Here is a 22969-nt window from a genome sequence, read left to right on the forward strand (position 1 = left end):
TCTTAACCTCTCCGTTTATTTATTAATTTGATCAATATATGCCCGTAATGATTCGTACTGCACAAAGGTGATGCATTCATCCGCCAGTAGAATGACTTACTGTGTATTAGAGTTGGTGAATGTAATCAACCTATGAACAACTGAAAATATAATGGTGATAACTCATGGGTTTTTATCAAGATAAAGTACGTCAGCTCCTTTTTTACTTCGCCCTGCGGCAACAAAACAGAAAAGTGGAATGGTCAACATCATCATGACAATGCCCCAGAACATGGAATCAGAACCCGAACCAAGCAGGGCAAATATGCTGTAGATCATCCCGATCACGACCATGACGCTATAAAACATAAAGGTACTGCCACGGTTTAACTTCTTGGAGACCATGATGATGGGGAGGGAAATCAAGGCGTACATATAGGGTAATAATGATGCGAATACCGACATCAGGATAACGACCTCGAACTGCTTAGCCAGGTTTGGCGACGCGGTCATAAGCAAGACGGCACTCATCAGTACGCCAGTGAATATCAGGCTCTTCATCGGTACATTATTTCTATTCGTGTCGGCGAAGAACTTAGGAAACAACCCCTGCTCGGCACCTGCGCGTGGCCCTTCAGACTGCAGAATCAGCCAACCGGAAATGGAGCCGAAGCAGGCAATGATACTGAGCGCAGAGGCGATATTACCGGCGGTTTCACCGAACATGTAACGAGCGGCATCAGCAAAGGGGGCGGCGGAGTTTACCAACTCACTATGGGGAACCAACCCCATAATGACCGAGCAACTGCCCACGTAGCAGACGGAGGCAATCAGCAGGCCGTATACCGTCGCTCTGGGGACCGTGTATTCCGGTTTTTCAACCTGTCCGGTGGAGACAACGGCAGATTCAACGCCCAGAAAACCCCATAGCGCTATTGATGCAGCGGTGATAATGGCGGATGAATCACTTTTCCCGGTTCCGTTGTAGACCTGGGTAAACATATGCGGATCAAACCAGAACCAGCCAACTACGCCAACGCCGAGCACGACGACCAGCATGCAGCTTGCGGTAAAGGATTGAGCGCGGCCAGCCACTTTGGCACCAAAGCTGGCAAGCACAACGAAGCCCCACAGAATGGCGATAGCCACAATACTGCCAATGCTCGGATCCCGCAGTTGAGGAAAGAAATAGCTCAGATAACCTACCCCTGCCACCAGTAGGGCAACGTTGCCCACCCAGGCGCTAATCCAATAGCACATGGTGGTCTGGAAACCGATAAATGGGCCGAAGGCATCGCTGGCATAGGCGACAATGCCCCCGTTACGTGGCGTTATCAGGCTGGTTTTTGCAAAAACCAGTGCCAGAGCAATAACGCCGATGATGGTGAATAACCAGCCCCACAAAGATATATAACCCACCCCGGCGAGGTTGGTCGGTAACATAAATACACCTGACCCCATCATGTTCGATGCGGTGACAAGTGTAAGCGCTACAACCCCCATTTTGTGGGCTGAGCTTGCACTTACTGATCCCATATTAAATGTCCTATAACTAATGATTAGAAGGAAGAGATTGGATTCTAAGAGCTGAAAGGGAGCGGAGTGTGACAGCGCTCACAGTGATAAACTAGAAGGGTTTTTATTTGCCAAATTCACCCCATTTTTATCGTTTAATATAATAAAAGCACTCCGTCCCATTTTTATTTTGCAATTTCATCCCCGCTCCATGGTGAATTATATTTTGTCGATAACAACATTCTGGGAACATATTTATCACAAATCACTCTCATTGATCTTTCAATAAATAATTGTATTGACAATCAGGTGTAAGTAATTAAGTATTAAATCTTGACTTCAGCAGGTTATATAAGTTTTTTTAAAATTTAATTAATGTGCGACACCGATAAATCAACATCTAAATATACTAAAATAAAATGTCTAGAAAAGAGAGGCTTTATATACCAGGGTTGCCTCAACTCATTCAGTTAAAGGGGCACAACCATGAACGTCTATTTATTAATGACGATGATTACCAGTCATTCCTAAACTGTATGGATAATGCACTGAAGCAATACCCCTGCCAATTGCATGCCTATACCCTGCTACCACAAAAATTGTTATTGCTGTTAACACCAGAAAGCAAAGAGGCCCTCAGCCGTCTCATCCAGCATATTGGGCGTAGCTATGTCCCTTATTACAATCATAAATATCACCGCAGTGGTTCATTGTGGGAGGGGCGTTATAACAGTTGCCTGATCGAATCCGGTGCCTATTTTTTATTGGCTCAGCAATTCACTGATACTTATGCAAAATTACAGCCTGAGGGCTTAGGGGCTAACCTGACCTGGAGTAGTTATGGTCACAACACGGGGGAAATCGAACTGGCCAGAATTACCCCGCATAACGAGTACCTGCAGTTAGGTGATAGCGTTCAACAGCAAACTGCCAGCTATCGTCAGTTTATACAAGTGCCGCTCAGTCCAGTCATTCAGTCACGGATCCAAACCTGTCTGGAGCAGAACTGTGTGCTAGGTACACCCAAGTATTGCCAACAGCTTGAAGCGTTGATTCATCGCCATGTCCGGCCACGCAACCGTGGGCGCCCCCGCAAGCATTACCATAACCAGGTGGCTGACTGGGTTTGGCTGGAAAATCAGGCTTCACGACTGTTACAGCGCTACAGTTATCAGGAAATCCGTCTGCCATTGTTGGAGAAATGGGTAGATGAGAACGTGCAAAGCGCTTTCCCTAACGATCACAGGTTGGGTAGCCATTTTCTTTGTAATCACCAGGCACTATTGCGTGGTGAGGGCACCATGGGCAGCCTGAGAGCGATCGCTCAGCATCAGCATTTACAGGCCACCAGCAGGCTTTGGTACAGTGGCACCATGTTCCGGGACTCACCCAAAGAGAAATATCATATTGAACAATACCAGCAGGTGGGGGTTGAGGCGTTTGGCTATCAGCATATTGATATCGAACTGGAACATATCATGATGCAGTACGATTTATTCCAAGCGCTACAGCTGAGGCCACAGGTTGAGCTAAAAATAAACACGCTTGGCAGCAGCGTTGAATTCAGCCGTTTTCGTCAAGCACTGCGGCAGTATTACCAACCATTTACCCCTTTGTTCAACGAGATATGGCTAAGGTGGTTGCAGCATACGCCGGAGAGGTTGCTGCAAGAGACGGACGCCTTGCTGAAAATTTTGCAGGTCAAGGCACCTAAACGCGATGAATTTATCTCACCAGCTTCCCGACAGCGCTTTGAGTCACTCACCCAGGCACTTAGCCGGATGGGCATCCCTTTTACTGTAGATATAGACCTTTACCCCGCCAATGACTATTGCCATACCCTGGTTGAATGGCACTCTGACAAATTGGAGGCTGATACCTTGCTTTGCCGTGGGGGGCGCTATGATGCCAGCGCCAGCCAGCAGCTTGGCAAGCCGGTGTTTGCCTGCGGTTTTGCCTTTATGCTGGATCCGATTATGCGCCTGTTGAAGCTCACCCACGGGAATATGCTGAAACAGCGGTTGGTTGATGTTGTCATCATTCCCAGCAGCGCGGTGGCAAAAGATTATGCCTTAACTATCGGATGTACTTTAAGGAAGGCCTTCCCGCAGTTAAGCATTACTAATGACTTTTCTTATATGCAGATCAAAACTTGCAAGAAAAATGCAATTCGTCAAGGTTGCCGTTTTATCCTGACAGTACCGGCAGAAGCCAGTGAGCAAATCGAAATATTTGATAAAGATGCAGAGCAATATCGTGAGGGTAATATGAGCACCATGATAGGTATTTTGAGCCACAGCCTGAATTCGTAGGCCAGACGTAAGGCCGAGTGACCAGCCACTCCTGTGCTGGCCCCTCAGGGCGTTTTATCGCAATAGAACATCGGGGTATTGGCTTTGACAAAAACAAAACCGGAAGTATTTTGCGAGTAAATCTCAAGTTGCAAACCACTGTGTTCAAATAAATAGAAATCGGGCAATAGCACGCTCATAAAACCGGCATACTTGGAGTCATAAGCATCTTGCGATATCAGAATGTAACTATTGCCTGACCTGGTGTATGTGAAATTTAACACGCGGTTAATCCTGGCTATTCTTTCCCCATTTTCAAGTAATGAAAATGTACCCTCCATGCGGCCTCGGCCCTCATTGAATTTAAAAGATAATATACCGCGAACAGCCTTGTTATCTAATGTTGCTTCGAAATTACCTTCGCAAGAAAAATGCTCCATAGGATAGGTACGATAGTATCCTAAAGAGATGACGCTGATGGCCGTTAATAAAAATAACACGAGTAACCATTTTACTACCTGGGGCCTAGTCATAATTCAACTCCCGCAGTCTATCGAAGGAGCGGCATTTTACGCCAGATTCCAGGATGTTTTTATTACATGTAATGATCGAGACCTGGGGGCGGCCTTTGGGTATTGTCAGGTAGACCCAGCTTTTCTCTTCACACTGTATGGGTTTTTGCTTGATAAAAGATAAATATTTATCATCTGTCTTATCCGTGCTTGCTCTGAACAGCAGGCAATTGTTAACTTCGGCAAATTTTACGTAGGGATCAAAATATCCTTTATGTCCCTTGTGTTGATAACGATCGGTAATTGAAATGATGATAAAACCGATGATCAGAGCCACAAGAACTGTCAACAGGAGTTTTGAACCCAACAGTAGCCTCTTCCTCGCTAGCGGATGGCTACCAAATGGACGTGACTGAACCTGCAATGGAGGGGGCTCAAGGGGAAGGTCGATACGATCTTCCTCTATTTCTTCGACAGATACTGTCTCTGTGATAACTAGCCCCTGTTTTGATATCGTTTTCACGACATCATCCAGACCCAGGTTTTTGAACGCCTTACGCAACAATGAGATGTTCTGATAGAGCGTATTCGCACTTACATATACGCCATTATCTTCCCAGACAAACTTAAAAAAAGCTTTTTGGTTCATAACATTATAGCGATTGGTCAGCAGAAGCTCCAAGCAACGGCTAGCGGGAACGTTTAGCTGAATAATATCTTGCGGTACCGATGGAGAGCAGCGCCGCAGAGAGTGCAGCTCAGGGTTATAAATAACACAATTATCAATAAGGTAGGCTTTACCCATTGCTGCTCCCGATCTTTGCACATTTTTTACCAAGTGCTGCATAGCTAAATCAATTATATCTTAATTTTTAGGGTTAAGAAAAATTTCCAGCAGCATAATTTTCTTAATCAGAAAAATCAAAGACTCATATCTTATTGATTTTAATGTAAATTTATGTTTATCGTGGTATTGGTTTGAATTGGACTTATTCAGAACAAGATTTACTACAGGTTTTCGGTACTTCCCCGTAGCATTGATTTCGCCAACCCGCTAATCAACAGCATGGACGTTGTTAACAGGCTCTCTGTGTAACTGGGAGAGCGAGTACAGCCAATGCGCAGGCAACTTGAAACAAGACGAGTATTTTGCATTAAGTTTTTTAACAGGTAAGGCAAAAATGAATTTTATAAATAATAGGGGAGTTGTGTGAGCTTCAATATCAATTCTTCTGTTTACCCAACATGGGTTCCTGAAAAAATAATTATTTCAGATAACAACTTCTTATCAAGAAATGCCATGCTGGAAATATTGCATGAGATTTATCCTGAAAGTAGAGTAAGTGTGGGGAATGAGTTTAGTGATGCCATAAGGCTAATTGCAGAAGAGTGTAAACCGCAGTCCTCATCGCTGCTGATTGTTGACTTTTCTGGTGACAAAAAAACACCTTTAGCGTTCTATAATACCATGAGTAAATACTTTTATTGTAAGCCGAACCTGAAGGTTTTGATTTACACTTCTGTTGAAGATTGTTTTTTCATTAGTTCAGTTTCCAGCTTTATTTCTGGGGCGGTTATATTAAAGAAAGAGCCAGTGCAATCAATAAAAAAACTATTGTACTCTCTAAGTAAAAGCAATGAGGTGCTATTCAGTGATTCAGTACACCAACTTATTGAGAACTATCGAAAGCCATCGATCTCCCCAAAAGCAATTCAAGGGTATTTTGCTGAGCTTGCAGAGAATCAGCTGTCGGCTAGCTCAAGGATCACGGAAAGTAAATATAAAACTTTTTATTCCAGACGCTTTAATACAGTAGAGAAATTAGGGTTCAGAAGTATGCGGCAGTATTACGTTTATCTGTCCAAGATAAACGATATGCTATATAGATAAGGTTTATTTATCTTTTATCTACTTTGAATACACCCTATTAACCTGGTATATGATGAGGTTTTTATCTCTTGTTAAGATATTTCTTTAACTAATGATTGTTCATTAGGAATTTTCTTTTGTTTTATGGCTTAGAACTAAGAATATTCTTTGTTTTCTATCTATGATTACTGTTTTTTTGTGAGTATATTATGCGTTGAGTTTAAAGTGACCGCATATCAATAATGATCTGCGATACGTGGTAAAAAGGATTTTTTAGGGGGCTGCCATTTTTATATTGGTCTTACTCTGGCTGTAAGTTATTAATATGGCCGATGCGCTCTAAAAAATTCGAATTGCATGAAAGCTGCAAACTCGTCACTTTCCAGGTGCATATACTCTAAATAATTCGAGTTGCATGACAAAAACGCAATGCGTTTTTGAACAGCGCTTGCGCTGGCCCGTAGGGTAGGTCTCATTAATGAGACTAATAATCCCCAGGAGCTTACTCCGGTAAGTGACTGGGGTGAACGAGGAAAGCCAACGCACAAGCAACTTGAAGTATGACGAGTATAGATAGCTATGTAATCGTTACTTACGAGGACAGCAGAAAAACGTGCCACCTGGAGTGCGGTAAGTATATTCACGTAATAAGTGAGTTGCTTTACCGTGGTAACACCATTGTCTTTATTAACTAACTATTAATTTCTGGAGTTTTACTTATGGAAAAGAATCTCTATCTTAGCGTTTTGACCGCGATGAGTCTGGGATTTGCGGCTAACGTAGCAGCCGTTGATGGCACAATTACTTTTGAAGGTGTGGTTAACGATACAACCTGTACTTTGGAAACCGACAGCCAAAATATGACTGTTCTTCTACCTTCTGTAACTGCTGCCAACTTCACTGCTGCTAATGCCGCAGCCAATATTCCGGCGGTTAAATTTAGCCTGAGTGCCAATGGCTGTGATGCCGGTGCTGTTAGTGCTTCGGTTTTATTTGCCACCGGAGGTAATGTCGATAGCACGAATGGTAACCTGAATAACAGTCTCTCGAGTGGAACTGATGCGCAGATCCGTATTTATAAGGCCGACGGCACTACGCCTATCAATTTGGCCAACTACGGCGAATCTGCAAGTAACCTCGGTAATATTGCCGATGATAAAGTTACCATTGACTTCTACGCCAACTACTTTAGCAAAAGTAACAAACCGACTGCTGGCGTGTTGAAAACCAGCATTCAATACAGCATGAAATATCTGTGATCCTGAAACCCCGAGATTTTTCCCGGGGTTTATCTCGAAGGTTTATTATGACGGTTCCATCTTTTATTGGCAGCGCAGTACTGCTTAGTGCATTTTCCTTTTTATCAATCTCTAATGCTGTAAATGCGGCCGTAGCGGTGGATGGTATCCGCTTTGTTTACCCTGAAAAAGCCAATCAAATAACTATAAAAATGGTTAATAAAGGTGGAACACCATCGCTGATGCAGTTATGGGTTGATCGTGGGGACTCTACAGTGCAACCCCAGGATAGCGACGCTCCTTTTTTGGTTTCACCACCGATCGTCCGGATTGATCCCAAAAATGGGCAGAGCGTACGTATTACGTTTACCGGGGAAAAGTTGCCCAAGGATCGTGAAACACTTTTTTGGCTAAACACATTGGAGATCCCTCCAGCCACTGAAGCTCAGGATAAAAGCGTATTGCAGATTGCCGTTCGCTCTCACTTGAAACTGTTTTATCGCCCGGCACAGTTGGCGGGAGAAGTTGCTGATGCACCAAACCAGGTTGATTGGCAAGTGATCCCCTTGGCTGAAGGCGGGTATGCTTTGCGTGGAAAAAATCCGACGCCTTATTATGTTACCTATCGCAAACTTGAGCTGAAAATGGGTAAGCAGAGTTATAATCTGGGGTCAGGGATGATCGACCCTTTCTCAAGTGAAACTTTCGATATTAAAGGAATGCGCAATCACTCAGGAAAACTTCAGCTTATTTATCTGCCCATGACTGATTATGGTGTGGGGGCTGAAAAGACGTCTTCTGTTCGCTGAGGTGTAATTGAAAAGGATATTTCACATGTGCGATGAAATAAGGGCGCCCCTTGTGGGTGAGCGTAGCGTTTTTGACTTTACGCCGGTTTTTCCTATTATCTCTTGGGCTGCGTTCTGCTTATCAATGATAATCATTGATAGCGCATTAGTGCCCGCGATTGCAGATGCTGGAATTCCAACTCGTTTCAATACGGATTTTCTCATTAATAAAAATGGCACACCCGTGGATTTGTCTCGCTTTGAGCGTGGTAACCCATTGGTCCCCGGAAAATACCGGTTGGATATTTATATCAACCAAAGGTCTGTGGGTATACAAGAAATTACCATTAAACTGAACAACAATAACGAGCCAGTTTTTTGCTTTAATCCGGAGAATATCGAAAGTTTAGGTATCGATAAGCCGCTTGATAAGCATGAAAATGCCTCGTGTATTGATATTCAACAATGGGTGCCTTACAGCAAGGTTAATTTTGAACCGTCAGGTTTAAAACTGGATGTAAATATTCCCCAGGCATATTTACGCAAATTTGACCATAACTACGTCGCGCCTGATAAAGCCGACGCTGGCGTTATGGCGGCATTTGTTGACTATAACACCAATATTTGGCGTGCATCTTCACCAGGGAATACGCAGACGCAATATTATGCAGGGTTGAATGCCGGGCTCAATCTGGCCAATTGGCGCTTGCGCCATAATGGTTTTTATAACCAGAGCGTTGGTTCGATGGCAACCAAGAGAAAATACACATCGAACAGTAATTACTTGCAGCGTGATATCGCCTTCCTGAAGGCTCAGTTGACGTTAGGCCAATACTATACGGCACCAGATTTGTTCGACAGTTTCTCTTACAGCGGTCTCCAATTGGCTTCGGATGACCGTATGCTGCCGGATTCTCAAAGGGGATTTGCTCCAACAATTTACGGCACGGCGGAAACCAATGCGCAGATCACGGTACGGCAGGGTGACAATATTCTTTATCAAACCAGTGTGACGCCCGGGCCTTTCGTCATCGATAAGCTTTATGGCAGCGGCTATGCCGGGGATATGGAAGTCATGGTGACCGAAGCCGATGGGCGCCAGCGTAGTTTTACCGTGCCTTTTGCTACGGTGCCGCAGTTATTGCGCCCAGCGGTTGCGCGTTACAACCTGGTGATTGGTAAATATCGCGACGAGCGATTAACTGAAACACCCACATTTTTACTCGGTACCTATCAACGCGGGTTTTCCAACTTGTGGACGGGATATGCCGGTAGCACCCTGTCGCAGAATTATCAGGCTGGGCAGATAGGATTGGCGCTGAGTACCGGATTAGGTGCGTTCGCGGTGGATGTAACGCACTCCGATGCCACCGTTCCTGTTGCAGGTAGCCAGCACAGAGCTCATGGGCAAAGTTATCGTTTCACCTACAGCAAATTGCTGGAAACGACGCAAACCAACTTCACGGTTGCCAGCTATCGCTTTTCCAGCAAGGGCTATTACAGCTTCACCGATTATGCGCAGTCTACTGGCAGCGTGGATAGTGATGTGGTGATACCTGCTCGTCAACGCAGCCGCGTGCAGGTGAATCTCAGCCAAAGTTTGCCTGAGGGGTTCGGGAGTTTTTATCTGAGTGGTTCGGTTCAGAATTATTGGAACGTCGATCAAGGCAGAGATATGACTTATCAACTGGGTTACTCAAATGCATTTGCCTGGGGAAGCCTTAATTTGTCCGCAGGGCGCAGCCGTTCTGCGTATGGTGGGGATGAAACACAATATATGCTGAACATTTCGCTGCCTCTCGGGCGCGGTAGAAGTTCGACTTATCTGACAAACTCGCTGACACACAGTGCTTCAGGGGGATGGAATGCGCAGACCGGTATTTCAGGCTCTCTGGGCGAAGAAAAACTGTTCAGTTATGGCTCCTATGCCAGCCGTAATTACCGCAATAACACTAATAACTATGGTGGGAATGCTCAGTACCGGGCTGATAAAGCCATGCTGATGGCAAGCACCAGCCACGGTAGCGGATATTCGCAATATGGCTTGGGGGCTCTCGGTAGTGTGGTGATGCACCCTGGCGGAATAACACTCGGCCAGGCACAGGGGGAAACCAAGGCTGTGGTTTTCGCGCCGGGTGCCAATGGCGCGGCATTGCTTAACAGTAAAGGTGTGCGCATCGGCAACCGTGGTTATGCCATTACTGCTGGATTGACACCTTATCGAGAGAATACGGTCACGCTCGATCCGAAAGATATTTCTAACAGTATTGAACTTAAAGTGACCGAGCAAAAAACGGCACCGCAATACGGGGCAATTATTATGCTGGATTACCCCACGGTTTCAGGCCATCCGCTACTACTGGTATTGCATGATGATGCTGGAAATCCGCTTCCCATGGGGGCTGAGGTTTTCGATTATCAAGGTAACAGTTTGACATTCGTTGGCCAGGGAAGCCGGGTCTTTATGCGTACAAACGCATTGAGTGGGCATATTCAGATCCAATGGGGGCAAGGGGCAAATCGACAATGCCGGGCTAATTATAACTTGCCTGCCAATATCGATGATAAGAGTACGGAAATGATTCATATCACCGCGATCTGCCAGCGTACAGGATAACAACATGAAGCGAGTGGTGAATATCTGCTTGTTTATGCTGCTTGTGATAGGGGGCGTGTTACCCGGTGTGATGCAAGCTCAGGCTAGTTTAGTGGTCAGCAGTACCCGGCTGATTTATCCGGAAAATGCCAAAGAAATTACGGTACAGCTCACCAATCCGGAACCAAAAGAGAAGTTGGCTCAGGTCTGGATTGATGCTGGCGATCCTGATGCCTTGGCTGATAACTCTGATGTTCCTTTTTTAATTATGCCGCCATTAACGCGTATTGAAGGGCAGGGAACACACCGGTTCAGGTTGATGTTTACGCAGCAGAGCGTCTTACCCAAAGATAGGGAGTCGCTGTTCTGGTTTAACGTATTGGACATTCCCCCAATACATAACATGGGCACTGACAATTATCTGGAGTTTAATTATCGCACGCGAATCAAGCTGTTTTATCGGCCCGTCGCTCTTGCGGACAGCGCCAATCATGCCGGGGAGTCCGTCAGATGGAAAGTGGTTGCTGATAATAAAGGTTTTAGGTTAAGGGGGATTAATAGCAGCCCTTACTATGTGTCTCTGAATCGTGTTGTGCTGACGGATATCGGTAAACGTTATAGCTATGCAGGTGAAATGATAGCGCCGAGAGGCAGCGTAGATTTTATCTTGCACGGGTTAAGCTCAACGCCTTCAGAAAAGGCCCGTATTGAGTTTCAATGGATAGATGATTTTGGCGAGATACATCAACAGCGAGACATTGTTCTGAACTAAATTATAAATTTTTGGGAAACAGGTTATGTCTATATCCAGTGCTTACAAGAAAAGTATATATTTCACTGCGCTTGTCTTAGCGGTTTTTCTTCAACTGCGTCCGGCGATGGCGAGTTGTTCATTTTATAATGGTAATGGCCTGCAAAGCTATTTGATAAAATTAAATTCGTCCAATGTGATTGGCGATAATATTATTTTGGCTCGCGATCAATTCAGCTTGGGTAGCACTATTGCATCGGGGCAAATGCCTAATAGCGTAAATGGAGACTACGCAATTTGCTTGGGAAATAACACCTACTCTTATTACGTCACAGGCGCAACGGGGTCTACCGTAGGCGGTTTGAGGAATGTTTTCCCTACTAATATACCGGGAGTTGGTTTGCGATTTTTTTCCCGTGATAATGCCGGGACCGTTTATCGTTTTGGTAATCAGGGAACGGTGGGGTTAAGTAGTGCTTTTAGGTGGGGGTGGAGCCAGAATGGGAATACTTTTTGGGGGGCTGAAATTGTCCCTACCGGGCCGATCGGCAGTGGCACCTATGACGGAAGTTTAATGGCGGTATTTATCCTGGATAAGTTAACCGTGCTTAATCTCCGGGTTGCGCCTTTCACTATCACTGCCAGTAGTTGCAGCGCATCGACGACTCAGCCAGTGGTGGATTTGGGTAAACACAGTAAGAGAGACTTCCCGGCACAGGGCAGTACCACAGAGAAGAAGAGTTTCAATATTGAGCTAACGGGTTGTTCAGAAAAAGGGCTATCAACTATCTCTTATACCTTATCGCCACTGAACAATATTGTTGATGCAAATCAGGCGGTAATGGCAATAACTTCAAAGCCTGAAGCTGCCGCAGGGGTTGGCGTAAAGGTGATGGATCAAAACGGGGCTCCGGTACGTTTCAACAGTGTTACCCACGTCCCCTCGTTTGTTCCAGGGAGCCAGGCCGTGACCATCCCATTCCAGGCGGCAATGTATCGTACTTCAGCGGTTCCGGTTGTCGCCGGGGTAGTTCATGCTCCTCTTACTTTTACTATGACATATCGCTAAGTGTTGCCATCGCTAACGAGTAACAAATAGGGATGTGAGGTTAAAGGATTAACGAAAAATACTATTCAATTTTTGGTGTTCGCTTAAGTAGCTCCAAGAACTAATAATCCACTCGCGCCGTGAAATTTGAAATTCATTGAAAATTCTGCTGAAAGGAGATCTTGATGGATATTGGAATGGACCATTCTTTGCCAGCAACATGGTATCCAGATAATATTGTTATTTTTGAAAAGAATCTTTTTTCAAGAAATGCCATTGTTGATGCTGTAGAGAAAATCTATCCGGAAAGTAATGTGTTTTGTTTTGACTGTATTGCTAAAACGATGAAGTTCATTACTGGAACACATTGTATGCAGCACACCTCTCTGGCAATTATCGAATTCTCTGGGGATAAAAACTCCCCATTGCTGTTCTTTAATACCATGAGCGTGCATTTCTCCGCTCAAAAAAAACATGACTTAAAAGTACTTGTCTATACCTCCGTTGAGGACCGTTTTTTTATTTCTTCGATGACGAAATTTATCTCTGGCGGTATTGTTTTTAAAAGTGAGCCAGTTCTCTCTATGCTGCGCGTGTTGTATGCTATTGGGCACAGTAATGGCGTGGTATTGAGTGCGAAAGCACGAGAGTTACTAGCGAGTTATAAACCACAAAAGTCGTCATGTGATGAGTTAAGGGGTTATTTTTCCGAAATAGGTGAGCACCGGCTTTCGTTGAGTTCACGGCGGATTGATAGCAAGTATAAAACCTTTTACTCCAGGCGATATAACACCATAGCGAAAATTGGCTGTAAGAATGTCAGACAATACTCTCGCTATCTATCAAAGATAGTGGGTCAGCTATCTGAATAAGGTATTAGGCTGTGTTCCTTAACTGTCCGTGGTGCCGTCGCAGATCCAAAAGCCCATTATCAAGGCGGAGGGTGAATGGCCCTCTGTTCAAGGCCGACAACACAGAGAAGGGGCTTTTATGGCGCGATCCTCGCACCTCGAATGGAGTGATAACACAAGGTTTGGCTAAGCAGTTGGCCGAACCTTGTGCTTTTTCTCCCTTTTTACTGCCTTGACAGAACCATTATTTATCGGTTGTTTCTACCGATTTGATAACAATGTTTTCAAGTAATACCGGCGTATAGTGCCCGGCGCTGACGGCTAAAAAGACCTTACCGTTCAGCGTGACCGTTTTGCCTACCAAATCATCGAATTTCTTCCTGTCATTTTGCCTGATAATCAGTTGTACATAACGATTCCACTCAGGCTGATCGATTGCCGCACCGTTAATACATTCAGGCATCTCCACGGTTTTTAATACCATGACGCTGGTTTTTGCACTATCGTCTTCACCTTGAGTGATATCGATGTAGTCTTTATTAATCAGCGTGCCCCTGACATTTATTTTACTATTCTCGACGATGCAGTTGTCATCCAGTGTGAAGTAGGTCAGCAGATATCTTTGCCGTTGCTCATCGTAATCAAAATGTGCATTGCTATAGATATCTGGATACTGCGGATAATATGCATTATAGGAGATAAACTCTGGTACATCTTTGGGGCAGTTACTATAGCTGCCTAGCATCAGCTTGCTGAATTCGGGGAGCAGCGTTTTAAACTTCTCCCACGACACAGGCGTATCTGCGCCGGTAGTCAGCCTATCTGCGGTACTGTTTTTAATATAATCGATATCATTCTCTTTTAGGGCCCGGCAGAATGCCGTCATCTGTTGTATATACAGCGCTTTTAGCTTTTCAGTTGCTGGGGATAGTAACTCTCTGAGCAGCTTCGCATTTTCCTTTTCTGTATAGGTTAAAAATGCATCGACATTATCGTAGCTCGGTGTGTACCAAGGCTGTGCTCTGAAATACTTATCCATATCGCCATCGGGTTTGAATCTGTAGCCGTAACGTGCGTATATCTCATTGAGCATAATACGTTTATCTGGCAATGAGGTTTGGTCTGGCAGCAGGTTTTCCAACTGCATTCGAATACCGGTTCTTGATATTTCAGGGTATTTTCCGGCGAGTTTCTCATTACGCAGCAATGGCGTGAAGGTGAGCATCCCATCAAAACTCGCCAGCATTCCTTTGGTGCCAACCGGGATTGCCCCTTTACGTTTAGATTCAGCCAGGATCTGCCTGCAGGCAAGGTGCTGGTTGTAAATTTCCAACGTCTGTTCTTTTTCTGTATAGCTCTGCAAACTGCACCAAGGGGCACCATAGGAGATCGAACGGACGTCTGGGATAACACGATGCCAGCTCGGCGATCCTTCCGCGTCGGCGTAGATCCCCAACCATTGGTCAGCGGAGAAAGCATAGTTTTCGCTATCGCTGCTCCACATTGCAAAATCGGCAACGTGATAGTCGGTTGCTAGACCACGATAAAAAATGATCTGCGGCGATTGGGCTATGGCTTGTATGTGGCAGAACAGCAGCATCGCGGAGATTAAGAAAATAGACTTTTTCACACTTTTCCTTATGGATATTCCTTTATTTATCTTGCCTCAGCGTAGGACTACCGGCGGCTAGACGCAGATCCTTGGCGAAATGTTACTTCTTAAAGCCAGTGATGTCGCAGTAGCCGTTATCGACTAGTGTAGTGGCTTAAAATAGATTGGCGCTAAAGGCGAAAGAGATGAACACCTCTTGCCTGTTAATTAATCAATCGTAAACCCACTTTCCATCACTTCATTTCCTGCCTTCCGCTACAATCGTCTTTTCCGATCTTTTAGGGTGATTTGACGTGTGGCTTCTGGTTATTACCACCATTTTATGGGCATTTTCTTTTAGCCTGATAGGCGAATATCTGGCAGGCCATGTCGACAGCTGGTTTTCGGTATTAATGCGCGTTGGGCTAGCGGCATTGGTATTCCTGCCGTTTTTGCGTTGGCGCAATATCAAACTGAAAGTGATCCTGCTGTATATGGCTGTCGGCGCGTGTCAGCTTGGCATCATGTATCTGTTGAGCTTCCGCGCTTTTATGTATCTGACGGTAGCGGAATTTCTGTTATTCACGGTGCTGACGCCGCTTTATATCACACTGATTTATGATCTGATCAGTGGCCATCGCCTGCGTTGGAGTTATCTGTTCAGTGCGCTGCTGGCGGTGCTAGGGGCGGCAATCATCCGTTACCATCAGGTGAGCGAACATTTCTGGTGGGGGCTGTTGTTAGTACAGGCGGCAAACATCAGCTTTGCCATCGGTATGGTGGGGTATAAACGGCTGATGGAAGTGCATCCGATCCCCCAACACACCGCATTTTCCTGGTTCTATCTGGGGGCGTTGGCGATAGCCGCGATCGCCTGGTGCCTATGGGGGAATCCGAATCAACTGCCGACCACCAACCTGCAATGGGGGATCCTGGTTTGGCTGGGTGTGGTGGCTTCCGGGCTAGGCTATTTTATGTGGAACTACGGGGCAACCCAGGTGGACGCTGGCACGCTGGGTATCATGAATAACATGCACGTGCCCGCTGGCCTGCTGGTTAACTTTGCCGTTTGGCATCAACAGCCACACTGGGCCAGTTTTCTTATCGGCGGTGCGGTGATTGTGGCTTCTCTTTGGGTACATCGCCGCTGGGTCGCTCCCGGTAGCGCCGTGTGAGCTCAACCTCTGCATCTGCGTGCCTTAAACCTGCGGTGCCAGCGGTCTGACGCTGGCAATGTCAGGCCGGGCAGCATCACGCACAAACGGCAGGTGATCGCAGGCATGTTGGCGCGCAGAGCGGATAAATGCTTCGGTCACCGTCTGGCGCTGCTCACCGTCGCGTGTTGCGGCGTAGAGTCGGCTCCAAAGCCCTTCACCCAGCGTTTTGGTGACGACCAATCCCTGGCGTTCAAAACTCTCTACCACCCAGTGCGGAAGCGCCGCGATGCCCATGCGGGCGGAAACCATCTGGATCAGTAACAGCGTGTTATCGACATTTTTCAATGCCGGGCTAACGCCCGCTGGCTGCAAAAAATGCCGCCAGATATCCAGCCGTTGGCGCTGTACCGGGTAAATCATCAGCGTTTCGTCACTTAAATCCTCAGGTTCAATGTGCTGCTTGGCCGCTAACGGATGGTCTGTAGCCAATATTAACCGCACTTCAAAATCAAACATCGGTGAATAGTGCAGTCCGCTGCGCGGCAGAATGTCCGAGGTGAGTACCACATCCAACTCGCCCTGCTGCAGAGCCGGTTGCGGGTCGAACGTTACGCCAGATTTGAAATCCATCACTACTTGCGGAAAACCTGAGCGGAAGTTATCCAACGCTGGGGTTAGCCATTGAATGCAGCTATGGCATTCGATAGCAATGCGTAATGTGGCCTGATGCGGTTGTCTGCACGCCTGGAGTGCCTGCTGGATCTGCGGCAATACCTGCTCTGCCAGCTGTAACAGGATCTCTCCCTGAGGTGTGAAGCGCAGTGGCTGGCTTTTACGAACGAACAGTTTAAAGCCCAAACGTTGTTCCAGATCGCTGAACTGATGTGAAAGTGCAGATTGTGTCTGATGGAGTTGCGCAGCGGCAGCCGCCAGCGAGCCGGTATTACGCAGTGCCTGTAACGTCCGTAAGTGTTTCAGTTCGATCATGAGAGTCCTTCACAGTAACAGTGAAAATATTGCGCTTGTGATTGATACAGTACCTGCGGATTATGGATGTGTAAACATCTGGATGGCTAAATGAGGAATATGACGATGACAGTTCTGAATCACACACTGGGTTTTCCACGCGTTGGTCTGCGTCGTGAACTGAAAAAAGCACAGGAAAGTTACTGGGCCGGAAATTCAACGCAGGAAGAACTGCTGGCCGTAGGCCGCGAGCTGCGTGCTCGCCATTGGCAGCAGCAACAGCAGGCCGGGGTGGACTTGCTGCCGGTGGGTGACTTCGCCTGGTACGATCATGTGCTGACCACCAGCCTGCTGTTGGGCAACGTTCCCGCACGCCACCAGAATAAAGATGACTCTGTCGATCTGGATACACTGTTCCGCATCGGCCGTGGGCGTGCACCAACCGGTGAACCGGCGGCGGCGGCTGAAATGACCAAATGGTTTAATACCAACTATCACTACATGGTGCCCGAGTTTACCCTCGGCCAGCAGTTCAAACTGACCTGGACTCAACTGCTGGATGAGGTCGATGAGGCGTTGGCCTTGGGCCATAAAATCAAACCGGTATTGCTGGGCCCGGTAACCTATCTATGGTTGGGTAAAGTGAAGGGCACGCCGTTTGATCGCCTATCACTGCTCAATGAAATTTTGCCCGTCTACCAGCAAGTGCTGGCGGAGTTGGCCAAGCGGGGTATTGAGTGGGTGCAGATCGACGAGCCTGCACTGGTGCTGGAGTTGCCGCAGGCCTGGCTGGATGCCTTCAAACCGGCGTATACGGCACTTCAGGGGCAGGTGAAACTGTTGCTGACCACCTATTTCGATAGCATCGGTCATAATCTGGATACAATCCAGGCATTGCCGGTTCAGGGGCTGCATGTGGATCTGGTAGCCGGTTCAGATGATGTTGTTGCACTGAATAACGCACTGCCGAAACAGTGGCTGTTGTCCTTGGGGGTGATTAATGGCCGTAACGTCTGGCGTGCTGACCTAAGCAGTTGGTTCGAACGCTTGCAACCGTTGGTCAATACTCGTCCGCTCTGGATTGGTAGCTCCTGTTCATTGCTGCATAGCCCAATCGATCTGAGTGTGGAAAGCCGTTTGGACCCGGAAGTGAAGAGCTGGTTTGCTTTCGCCTTGCAGAAGTGTGCCGAGTTATCGTTGCTCAGTGGTGCCCTGAATGCCCCACAGGCAGCCAAACTGGCGGAACTAGACGCCTACAGTGCCCCAATTCGTGCTCGTCGCCAGTCAAGCCGAGTGCACAATGCCAAGGTTGAACAGCGCTTGGCGGCTATCACGGCCAAGGATACCGAGCGTCAGCACCCTTATGTGCAGCGCGCTCAGGCTCAACGGGATCGTTTCAATCTGCCCGCATGGCCAACCACCACCATCGGCTCCTTCCCACAGACCACTGAGATCCGTGGCTTGCGTCTGGATTTCAAACAGGGCCGCCTGGATGCCAAAAACTACCGCACCAGCATTGGTGAACACATCAAGCAGGCCATCACCGAGCAGGAGCGTTTGGGGCTGGATGTGTTGGTTCATGGCGAGGCTGAACGTAACGACATGGTGGAATACTTTGGCGAAAACCTCGATGGCTTTGTGTTTACCCAAAACGGTTGGGTGCAGAGCTACGGTTCCCGCTGCGTGAAACCTCCGGTAATCATTGGCGACATCAGCCGCCCGAATGCTATCACCGTTGAGTGGGCCAAGTTTGCTCAGTCGCTGACCGACAAACCGGTAAAAGGCATGTTGACGGGCCCGGTGACTATTCTTTGCTGGTCATTCCCACGCGAAGATGTGACTCGCGAAGTGATTGCCAAACAGATTGCTTTGGCGCTGCGTGACGAAGTCGCGGATTTGCAGCAGGCCGGTATTGGTATCATCCAGATCGACGAACCGGCACTGCGTGAAGGCTTGCCGCTGCGCCAGTCCGATTGGGCGGCCTATCTCAACTGGGCGGTGGATGCGTTCAAACTCAACGCTGCCGTGGCGCAGGATGACACGCAGATCCATACCCACATGTGTTACTGCGAGTTTAACGACATCATGGATGCTATCGCCGCGCTGGATGCCGATGTGATCACCATCGAAACCTCGCGTTCTGATATGGATCTGCTGGAAGTGTTCAAAGAGTTTGATTATCCGAACGAAATTGGGCCGGGTGTCTACGATATCCACTCGCCTAACGTGCCCAGCGTGGAATGGATCGAGGCGTTACTGCGCAAAGCGGCGCAAAATATCCCGGCGGAACGTCTGTGGGTTAACCCGGACTGCGGCCTGAAAACCCGAGGCTGGGCGGAAACCCGCCAGTCGCTGGCTAACATGGTGTTGGCGGCACAGCGTCTGCGCGAGCCGCAAGCCTGATCGCTGTTGACATGCATAGGATCTGACCAAGGGTGCTGAGGCACCCTTGGGGTTGATGACAAAGTCGCCTTCTGACCCGAGATACCCGGGCCTAGCGCACCGAGGGGCGCTCCGACGGCTTACGCCGTTACGACCCCATCGGCACGCTCTCCCTAATAACGGGGTTTGTCAGCAGTCTGAAGGGTGCTGCGGCGCCCTTTTGTCATTCCACAGGCGTTAGCGAACTGCCGGGCCAGAGGCTTAGGCTGTGTCCCTTAATTGCACGCGAGCGCCGCTGGCGGTCATTTGCGCACAGGGCAAGGCGAGAGCCGCGAGGTTTGGTGGACCAAATAAGCGGCGAACAACGCAGCAATGCGCGCAAATGGCCCCAGCCCGAAGGGTCGCGCCCCAAAAGCCCGTTCTCTGTGTTGTCGGGCTTGAACAGAGGGCCACTCTGCCCTTCACCCTCCGCCTTGATAACGGGCTTTTGGGTCTGCGACGGCACCACGGGCAATTAAGGGACACAGCCTAGTATCTGCTCCGTCAGTGTGGCAATTAGGGCGGCAACATCCGTTGCTGCCGTGCTGTGCATGGCTTCCACCACAATCAGCGCCTGGGTGGTGTGTGCGGAAATGGCGGAGTAACCACTTTGCCGATGAGTCCAACGCCTGGCATGGGCCTGACCGCTAGCGTCGACAAATATGACTTCACCGTGTAAAGGAGACTCGGTACTGCCAGAGAAAGTCTGATAAATTTCATTGCCTTGTGCATAACGTACCTGTAGATCGCCAGCGATCTTCTGACGATCAAAAACCGCGATAGGAATAGCGAAGGCCACCGATAGTGCATTGCATAAATCAATCAGGGGAAAAATGGCGGGTAAAGCTCCCTCTTTACGCAAGCGGCGCAGCAGAGACTCTGCCGCACAGCGATACTGCGTTGGCTTGAGGCCCATCTGCACGAACGCACGCCGCCAGGCTTGAATTTCTGGCAAATCGCTTTCGCTACCCGCAGTTAATCTGGCTGAGGCCCGGGAACTGAAATCGGCGACCGTCTGGCTGACGTTCACTCGCTGATCGATACCCTCGACCAGCAAGCAGCAAGAAACCAATGAAGGGAAGTCGGCACGCAGAGGGCTTGCATAGCTAAAGTTCATGATCCACCGTAATTTGAGTTGAGTTCAGTCTCGCTACTCTGCTGCTGATTGCGCTTGGCGTCTTGAACAAAATTGCAGTCGCTCAGCCCGGGTTACTCGTGCTGGCATAGAGACCGGGGGAGACGCCTAACGCCCGGGTGAATTGGCGAGTCATATGGCTCTGATCGGCAAAACCGGCTGCTGCGGCACTTTCCGCCAATGGGGTTCCGTTGGCAATAAGCTGTCTGGCGAGTTGGATACGGCGCTGGACCAGATAAGCATGGGGCGTGATGCCGGTGGCGCGCTGAAAACTGCGTATCAGTTGATAACGGCCGATGCCACAGAGCTGAGCCAGCTCCGCCAGAGAAACCGGATTGGCTGGATCATCGTCAAGACGTTCCCTTGCCACACGTATTGTTGGTGAAAGTTCCGTTGGTTCTCGCTGATGAAATAGCCGGGCCAACAACAGGAGCAACGATTGTTCCTGCTGCAGTTGCCCGCCGTATTGGCGTTGGATCATGCTGTTAAACAGGGTGCGAAAACCGTCGGCGGCAAGGTGATCGGTCAGCACTGGCGATGAAAACTCACTGCATGACGATTTACCCGCCGCAAGTTCGCTGGTGGCAGCTTCGACCAGCGCAGGGTCCAGATAGAGCATGCGCCATGAGCGTGTTCCTTCACCCAAGGGACGACCATCATGCACTTCGCCAGGATTGACGGTAATGATGTCGCCTGGCCGGGCTTCCACCAGCCCACGGCCACTGAGTGATTTTTGTGCTCCATGGGTAATCAGGCCGATGCCAAACTGGGTGTGAAAGTGTTTGGGATAGCGGTGCGCGGTGGCGGCGATCACCACCTCGATACCCGGCACGGAACAGGGCGGCATACTGAATTGGCCCGGCATTCGATATCTCCTCTCCTTGGGGTTTGCGACGGCACCACGAGTTTTTAGCCTACCACTATTCAGAGCCACCACCAGTGCTATTCTTTGCCCTGTTGCTACGTTTTTCTGGCCGCTATTCGCTATTATCGGCTATGGCTTTTCACCCGGTTTGAAGGATCTTGTTTGATGAAACACCCGCTCTCGGCTGTGTTGACCCCGTTGCTTGATGATGTGCAGGGGATCCGCCAGGTCTACTTCGCTGGTAATCAGTTACCCGCTCCTGAGCTGGCGTATCAGGTGAACTTTCCGCGTCTTGAATTGGTGATCGACGGTGAGCAGGAGATGGAGTGGGAAGGCAGCCAGGGAACTCGGCAACGCCAGTGTTTGCAGCCGGGTGATGTGCTGTTTGTCCCGGCTCAGGGTTGGAATAACCCATGCTGGCAACGCCCTGTTACCACGCTGAGCCTGTTATTCGGCAAACAGCAGTTGGGCTACAGCCTGTTGGGATGGGATGGCGAGAATACGCAGCCGTTGGGTAAGGATAACGTGGCGCGCCGTGGGCCGCGCGTGGGATCGTTTATGCTGCAGGCACTCAACGAACTGGCCTGGCATCAGAGCGATCAAGTCACCGCACGTTTTCTGGTGAAAGGGTTGCTAAGCCATGCGCTCGATCTGTTTGGAACCTCGGTAAAGACCGCTTCCCGCAGCCAGGCGCTGTTTGATGCGGTACGCAGCCATCTGGAAGAGCATTACCGCGAACCGCTGACCCGCGAATCGGTTGCTCAGGCGTTTTATATTTCTCCCAACTACCTTTCCCACCTGTTTCAAAAGGCTGGTGGCGTAGGGTTCAATGAGTATTTGAATCACGTTCGGTTGGAGCAGGCAAAACATCTGCTGAAACGTTATGACATGAAGGTGAAAGAGGTGGCGCATGCCTGTGGGTTTGTTGACAGCAACTACTTCTGCCGGCTGTTTCGTAAAAACACCGAGCGTTCTCCTTCGGAATATCGTGGTCAGTACCATAGCGAATTGAAAGAACGGGAATAGCGCCCTAAACCACGCGGATATGCGTTTCCTGCGGTGAAGCTGCGGCTTTACGTACTGCACCAAGCGCTTTCTCCGGGGTGCGTAGAAAGGTGTTGATACCAATATGTACGGAGCGGTGGTGCTTAAAGCGTTCACTTTCCGCCAGCAGGATATCGCTGATCAACAGCACCACATCGGCCTGGGCCAGATCCTCTGCGGTCAACGCGTTTTCAATCCCCAACGCCCCCTGAGTTTCGACTTTGACCGGCCATTTTTCCAGCGCACACAGTTTTTCCAACCGCTCTGCGGCCATGTAGGTATGGGCGACGCCGCTGATGCAGGCGGTGACCGCCACGAGTTTGATCGTCATAAGCGCCTCTTACCCTGTTA

Annotated in this window: 19 protein-coding genes and 1 pseudogene; 12 read left to right on the forward strand and 8 right to left on the reverse strand. The window is 48.4% G+C overall.

Annotation, left to right across the window (positions count from 1 at the left end):
• Nucleotides 1–162: 162 nt before the first annotated feature.
• Nucleotides 163–1515: a histidine-histamine antiporter gene (gene hdcC / locus SAQUA_RS01350; RefSeq protein WP_380673700.1), complete on the reverse strand. Its 1353-nt coding sequence runs from the start codon at nucleotides 1513–1515 to the stop codon at nucleotides 163–165.
• A gap of 515 nt (nucleotides 1516–2030) precedes the next feature.
• Between hdcC and SAQUA_RS01355 the strand changes: the two genes are divergently transcribed.
• The gene (locus tag SAQUA_RS01355) at nucleotides 2031–3806 is read left to right on the forward strand and encodes an ATP phosphoribosyltransferase regulatory subunit (RefSeq protein ID WP_380673699.1); all 1776 of its coding nucleotides are present in this window, start codon (nucleotides 2031–2033) and stop codon (nucleotides 3804–3806) included.
• Nucleotides 3807–3850: 44 nt separating this feature from the next.
• Here the strand turns inward: SAQUA_RS01355 and SAQUA_RS01360 are convergent, their stop codons facing one another.
• Both SAQUA_RS01360 and SAQUA_RS01365 read right to left on the reverse strand, forming a co-directional pair.
• A complete protein-coding gene (locus SAQUA_RS01360) occupies nucleotides 3851–4318 on the reverse strand; it encodes a hypothetical protein (protein WP_380673698.1) in 468 nt (155 codons plus the stop codon).
• Nucleotides 4311–5102, reverse strand: coding sequence for a transcriptional regulator (locus tag SAQUA_RS01365; protein WP_380673697.1), 792 nt, complete (start codon nucleotides 5100–5102; stop codon nucleotides 4311–4313). The genes SAQUA_RS01360 and SAQUA_RS01365 overlap by 8 nt, the downstream gene beginning before the upstream one ends.
• Before the next feature lie 405 nt (nucleotides 5103–5507).
• On the opposite strand from SAQUA_RS01365, the gene SAQUA_RS01370 reads away from it, so the two are divergent.
• The 8 genes and pseudogenes from SAQUA_RS01370 (at nucleotide 5508) to SAQUA_RS01405 (ending at nucleotide 13460) form a co-directional block, all read left to right on the forward strand.
• Complete coding sequence (locus tag SAQUA_RS01370; protein WP_380673696.1) at nucleotides 5508–6188, forward strand: hypothetical protein; 681 nt, start codon at nucleotides 5508–5510, stop codon at nucleotides 6186–6188.
• 698 nt (nucleotides 6189–6886) lie between these two features.
• Nucleotides 6887–7426, forward strand: a complete 540-nt coding sequence (locus SAQUA_RS01375; protein ID WP_380673695.1) for a fimbrial protein — start codon at nucleotides 6887–6889, stop codon at nucleotides 7424–7426.
• Nucleotides 7423–8214, forward strand: a complete 792-nt coding sequence (locus SAQUA_RS01380; protein ID WP_380673694.1) for a fimbria/pilus periplasmic chaperone — start codon at nucleotides 7423–7425, stop codon at nucleotides 8212–8214. The genes SAQUA_RS01375 and SAQUA_RS01380 overlap by 4 nt, the downstream gene beginning before the upstream one ends.
• 223 nt (nucleotides 8215–8437) lie before the next feature.
• Complete coding sequence (locus SAQUA_RS01385; protein ID WP_404413128.1) at nucleotides 8438–10810, forward strand: fimbria/pilus outer membrane usher protein; 2373 nt, start codon at nucleotides 8438–8440, stop codon at nucleotides 10808–10810.
• A gap of 4 nt (nucleotides 10811–10814) precedes the next feature.
• Nucleotides 10815–11561 (forward strand): molecular chaperone, encoded by a 747-nt coding sequence (locus SAQUA_RS01390; RefSeq protein ID WP_380673692.1) that lies wholly within the window; start codon nucleotides 10815–10817, stop codon nucleotides 11559–11561.
• A 244-nt stretch (nucleotides 11562–11805) separates the two neighbouring features.
• Nucleotides 11806–11922: pseudogene (locus SAQUA_RS01395) on the forward strand (hypothetical protein); the annotation flags it as partial.
• A gap of 18 nt (nucleotides 11923–11940) precedes the next feature.
• On the forward strand, nucleotides 11941–12609 hold the full coding sequence (locus tag SAQUA_RS01400) for a fimbrial protein (RefSeq protein WP_404413228.1): 669 nt from the start codon (nucleotides 11941–11943) through the stop codon (nucleotides 12607–12609).
• Between the two features lie 164 nt (nucleotides 12610–12773).
• The gene (locus tag SAQUA_RS01405; RefSeq protein WP_380673690.1) at nucleotides 12774–13460 is read left to right on the forward strand and encodes a hypothetical protein; all 687 of its coding nucleotides are present in this window, start codon (nucleotides 12774–12776) and stop codon (nucleotides 13458–13460) included.
• A gap of 223 nt (nucleotides 13461–13683) precedes the next feature.
• Here the strand turns inward: SAQUA_RS01405 and SAQUA_RS01410 are convergent, their stop codons facing one another.
• Nucleotides 13684–15069, reverse strand: coding sequence for a DUF4459 domain-containing protein (locus tag SAQUA_RS01410; RefSeq protein ID WP_380673689.1), 1386 nt, complete (start codon nucleotides 15067–15069; stop codon nucleotides 13684–13686).
• Nucleotides 15070–15344: 275 nt separating this feature from the next.
• On the opposite strand from SAQUA_RS01410, the gene SAQUA_RS01415 reads away from it, so the two are divergent.
• On the forward strand, nucleotides 15345–16205 hold the full coding sequence (locus tag SAQUA_RS01415) for a carboxylate/amino acid/amine transporter (RefSeq protein ID WP_380673688.1): 861 nt from the start codon (nucleotides 15345–15347) through the stop codon (nucleotides 16203–16205).
• Between the two features lie 24 nt (nucleotides 16206–16229).
• On the opposite strand, the gene metR is transcribed toward SAQUA_RS01415, so the two are convergent.
• Nucleotides 16230–17174, reverse strand: coding sequence for an HTH-type transcriptional regulator MetR (gene metR, locus SAQUA_RS01420; protein ID WP_380673687.1), 945 nt, complete (start codon nucleotides 17172–17174; stop codon nucleotides 16230–16232).
• Nucleotides 17175–17279: 105 nt separating this feature from the next.
• On the opposite strand from metR, the gene metE reads away from it, so the two are divergent.
• Complete coding sequence (gene metE, locus SAQUA_RS01425) at nucleotides 17280–19556, forward strand: 5-methyltetrahydropteroyltriglutamate--homocysteine S-methyltransferase (protein ID WP_380673686.1); 2277 nt, start codon at nucleotides 17280–17282, stop codon at nucleotides 19554–19556.
• Nucleotides 19557–20049: 493 nt separating this feature from the next.
• Here the strand turns inward: metE and SAQUA_RS01430 are convergent, their stop codons facing one another.
• Together SAQUA_RS01430 and SAQUA_RS01435 are read right to left on the reverse strand one after the other, a co-directional pair.
• Nucleotides 20050–20691, reverse strand: a complete 642-nt coding sequence (locus SAQUA_RS01430; protein WP_380673685.1) for a B3/4 domain-containing protein — start codon at nucleotides 20689–20691, stop codon at nucleotides 20050–20052.
• A gap of 82 nt (nucleotides 20692–20773) precedes the next feature.
• Entirely contained in the window at nucleotides 20774–21574 is an 801-nt protein-coding gene (locus SAQUA_RS01435) for an AraC family ligand binding domain-containing protein (protein ID WP_380673684.1), read from the reverse strand.
• A gap of 165 nt (nucleotides 21575–21739) precedes the next feature.
• On the opposite strand from SAQUA_RS01435, the gene SAQUA_RS01440 reads away from it, so the two are divergent.
• Entirely contained in the window at nucleotides 21740–22600 is an 861-nt protein-coding gene (locus tag SAQUA_RS01440) for a helix-turn-helix transcriptional regulator (protein ID WP_380673683.1), read from the forward strand.
• Between the two features lie 4 nt (nucleotides 22601–22604).
• Here SAQUA_RS01440 and SAQUA_RS01445 read toward each other — a convergent pair whose 3' ends face one another.
• On the reverse strand, nucleotides 22605–22949 hold the full coding sequence (locus SAQUA_RS01445; RefSeq protein WP_380673682.1) for a PTS fructose-like transporter subunit IIB: 345 nt from the start codon (nucleotides 22947–22949) through the stop codon (nucleotides 22605–22607).
• Between the last annotated feature and the right edge of the window lie 20 nt (nucleotides 22950–22969).

It is taken from the genome of Serratia aquatilis (assembly GCF_044865145.1).
GTDB lineage: Bacteria > Pseudomonadota > Gammaproteobacteria > Enterobacterales > Enterobacteriaceae > Chania > Chania aquatilis.

Coding starts and splice junctions, on each gene's coding strand:
- SAQUA_RS01435 (WP_380673684.1), bottom strand. CDS start 21,574: ATGCCGGGCCAATTCAGTATGCCGCCCTGTTCCGTGCCGGGTATCGAG.
- SAQUA_RS01360 (WP_380673698.1), bottom strand. CDS start 4,318: ATGACTAGGCCCCAGGTAGTAAAATGGTTACTCGTGTTATTTTTATTA.
- metE (WP_380673686.1), top strand. CDS start 17,280: ATGACAGTTCTGAATCACACACTGGGTTTTCCACGCGTTGGTCTGCGT.
- SAQUA_RS01365 (WP_380673697.1), bottom strand. CDS start 5,102: ATGGGTAAAGCCTACCTTATTGATAATTGTGTTATTTATAACCCTGAG.
- SAQUA_RS01445 (WP_380673682.1), bottom strand. CDS start 22,949: ATGACGATCAAACTCGTGGCGGTCACCGCCTGCATCAGCGGCGTCGCC.
- metR (WP_380673687.1), bottom strand. CDS start 17,174: ATGATCGAACTGAAACACTTACGGACGTTACAGGCACTGCGTAATACC.
- SAQUA_RS01390 (WP_380673692.1), top strand. CDS start 10,815: ATGAAGCGAGTGGTGAATATCTGCTTGTTTATGCTGCTTGTGATAGGG.
- SAQUA_RS01430 (WP_380673685.1), bottom strand. CDS start 20,691: ATGAACTTTAGCTATGCAAGCCCTCTGCGTGCCGACTTCCCTTCATTG.
- SAQUA_RS01375 (WP_380673695.1), top strand. CDS start 6,887: ATGGAAAAGAATCTCTATCTTAGCGTTTTGACCGCGATGAGTCTGGGA.
- SAQUA_RS01405 (WP_380673690.1), top strand. CDS start 12,774: ATGGATATTGGAATGGACCATTCTTTGCCAGCAACATGGTATCCAGAT.
- hdcC (WP_380673700.1), bottom strand. CDS start 1,515: ATGGGATCAGTAAGTGCAAGCTCAGCCCACAAAATGGGGGTTGTAGCG.
- SAQUA_RS01440 (WP_380673683.1), top strand. CDS start 21,740: ATGAAACACCCGCTCTCGGCTGTGTTGACCCCGTTGCTTGATGATGTG.
- SAQUA_RS01355 (WP_380673699.1), top strand. CDS start 2,031: ATGGATAATGCACTGAAGCAATACCCCTGCCAATTGCATGCCTATACC.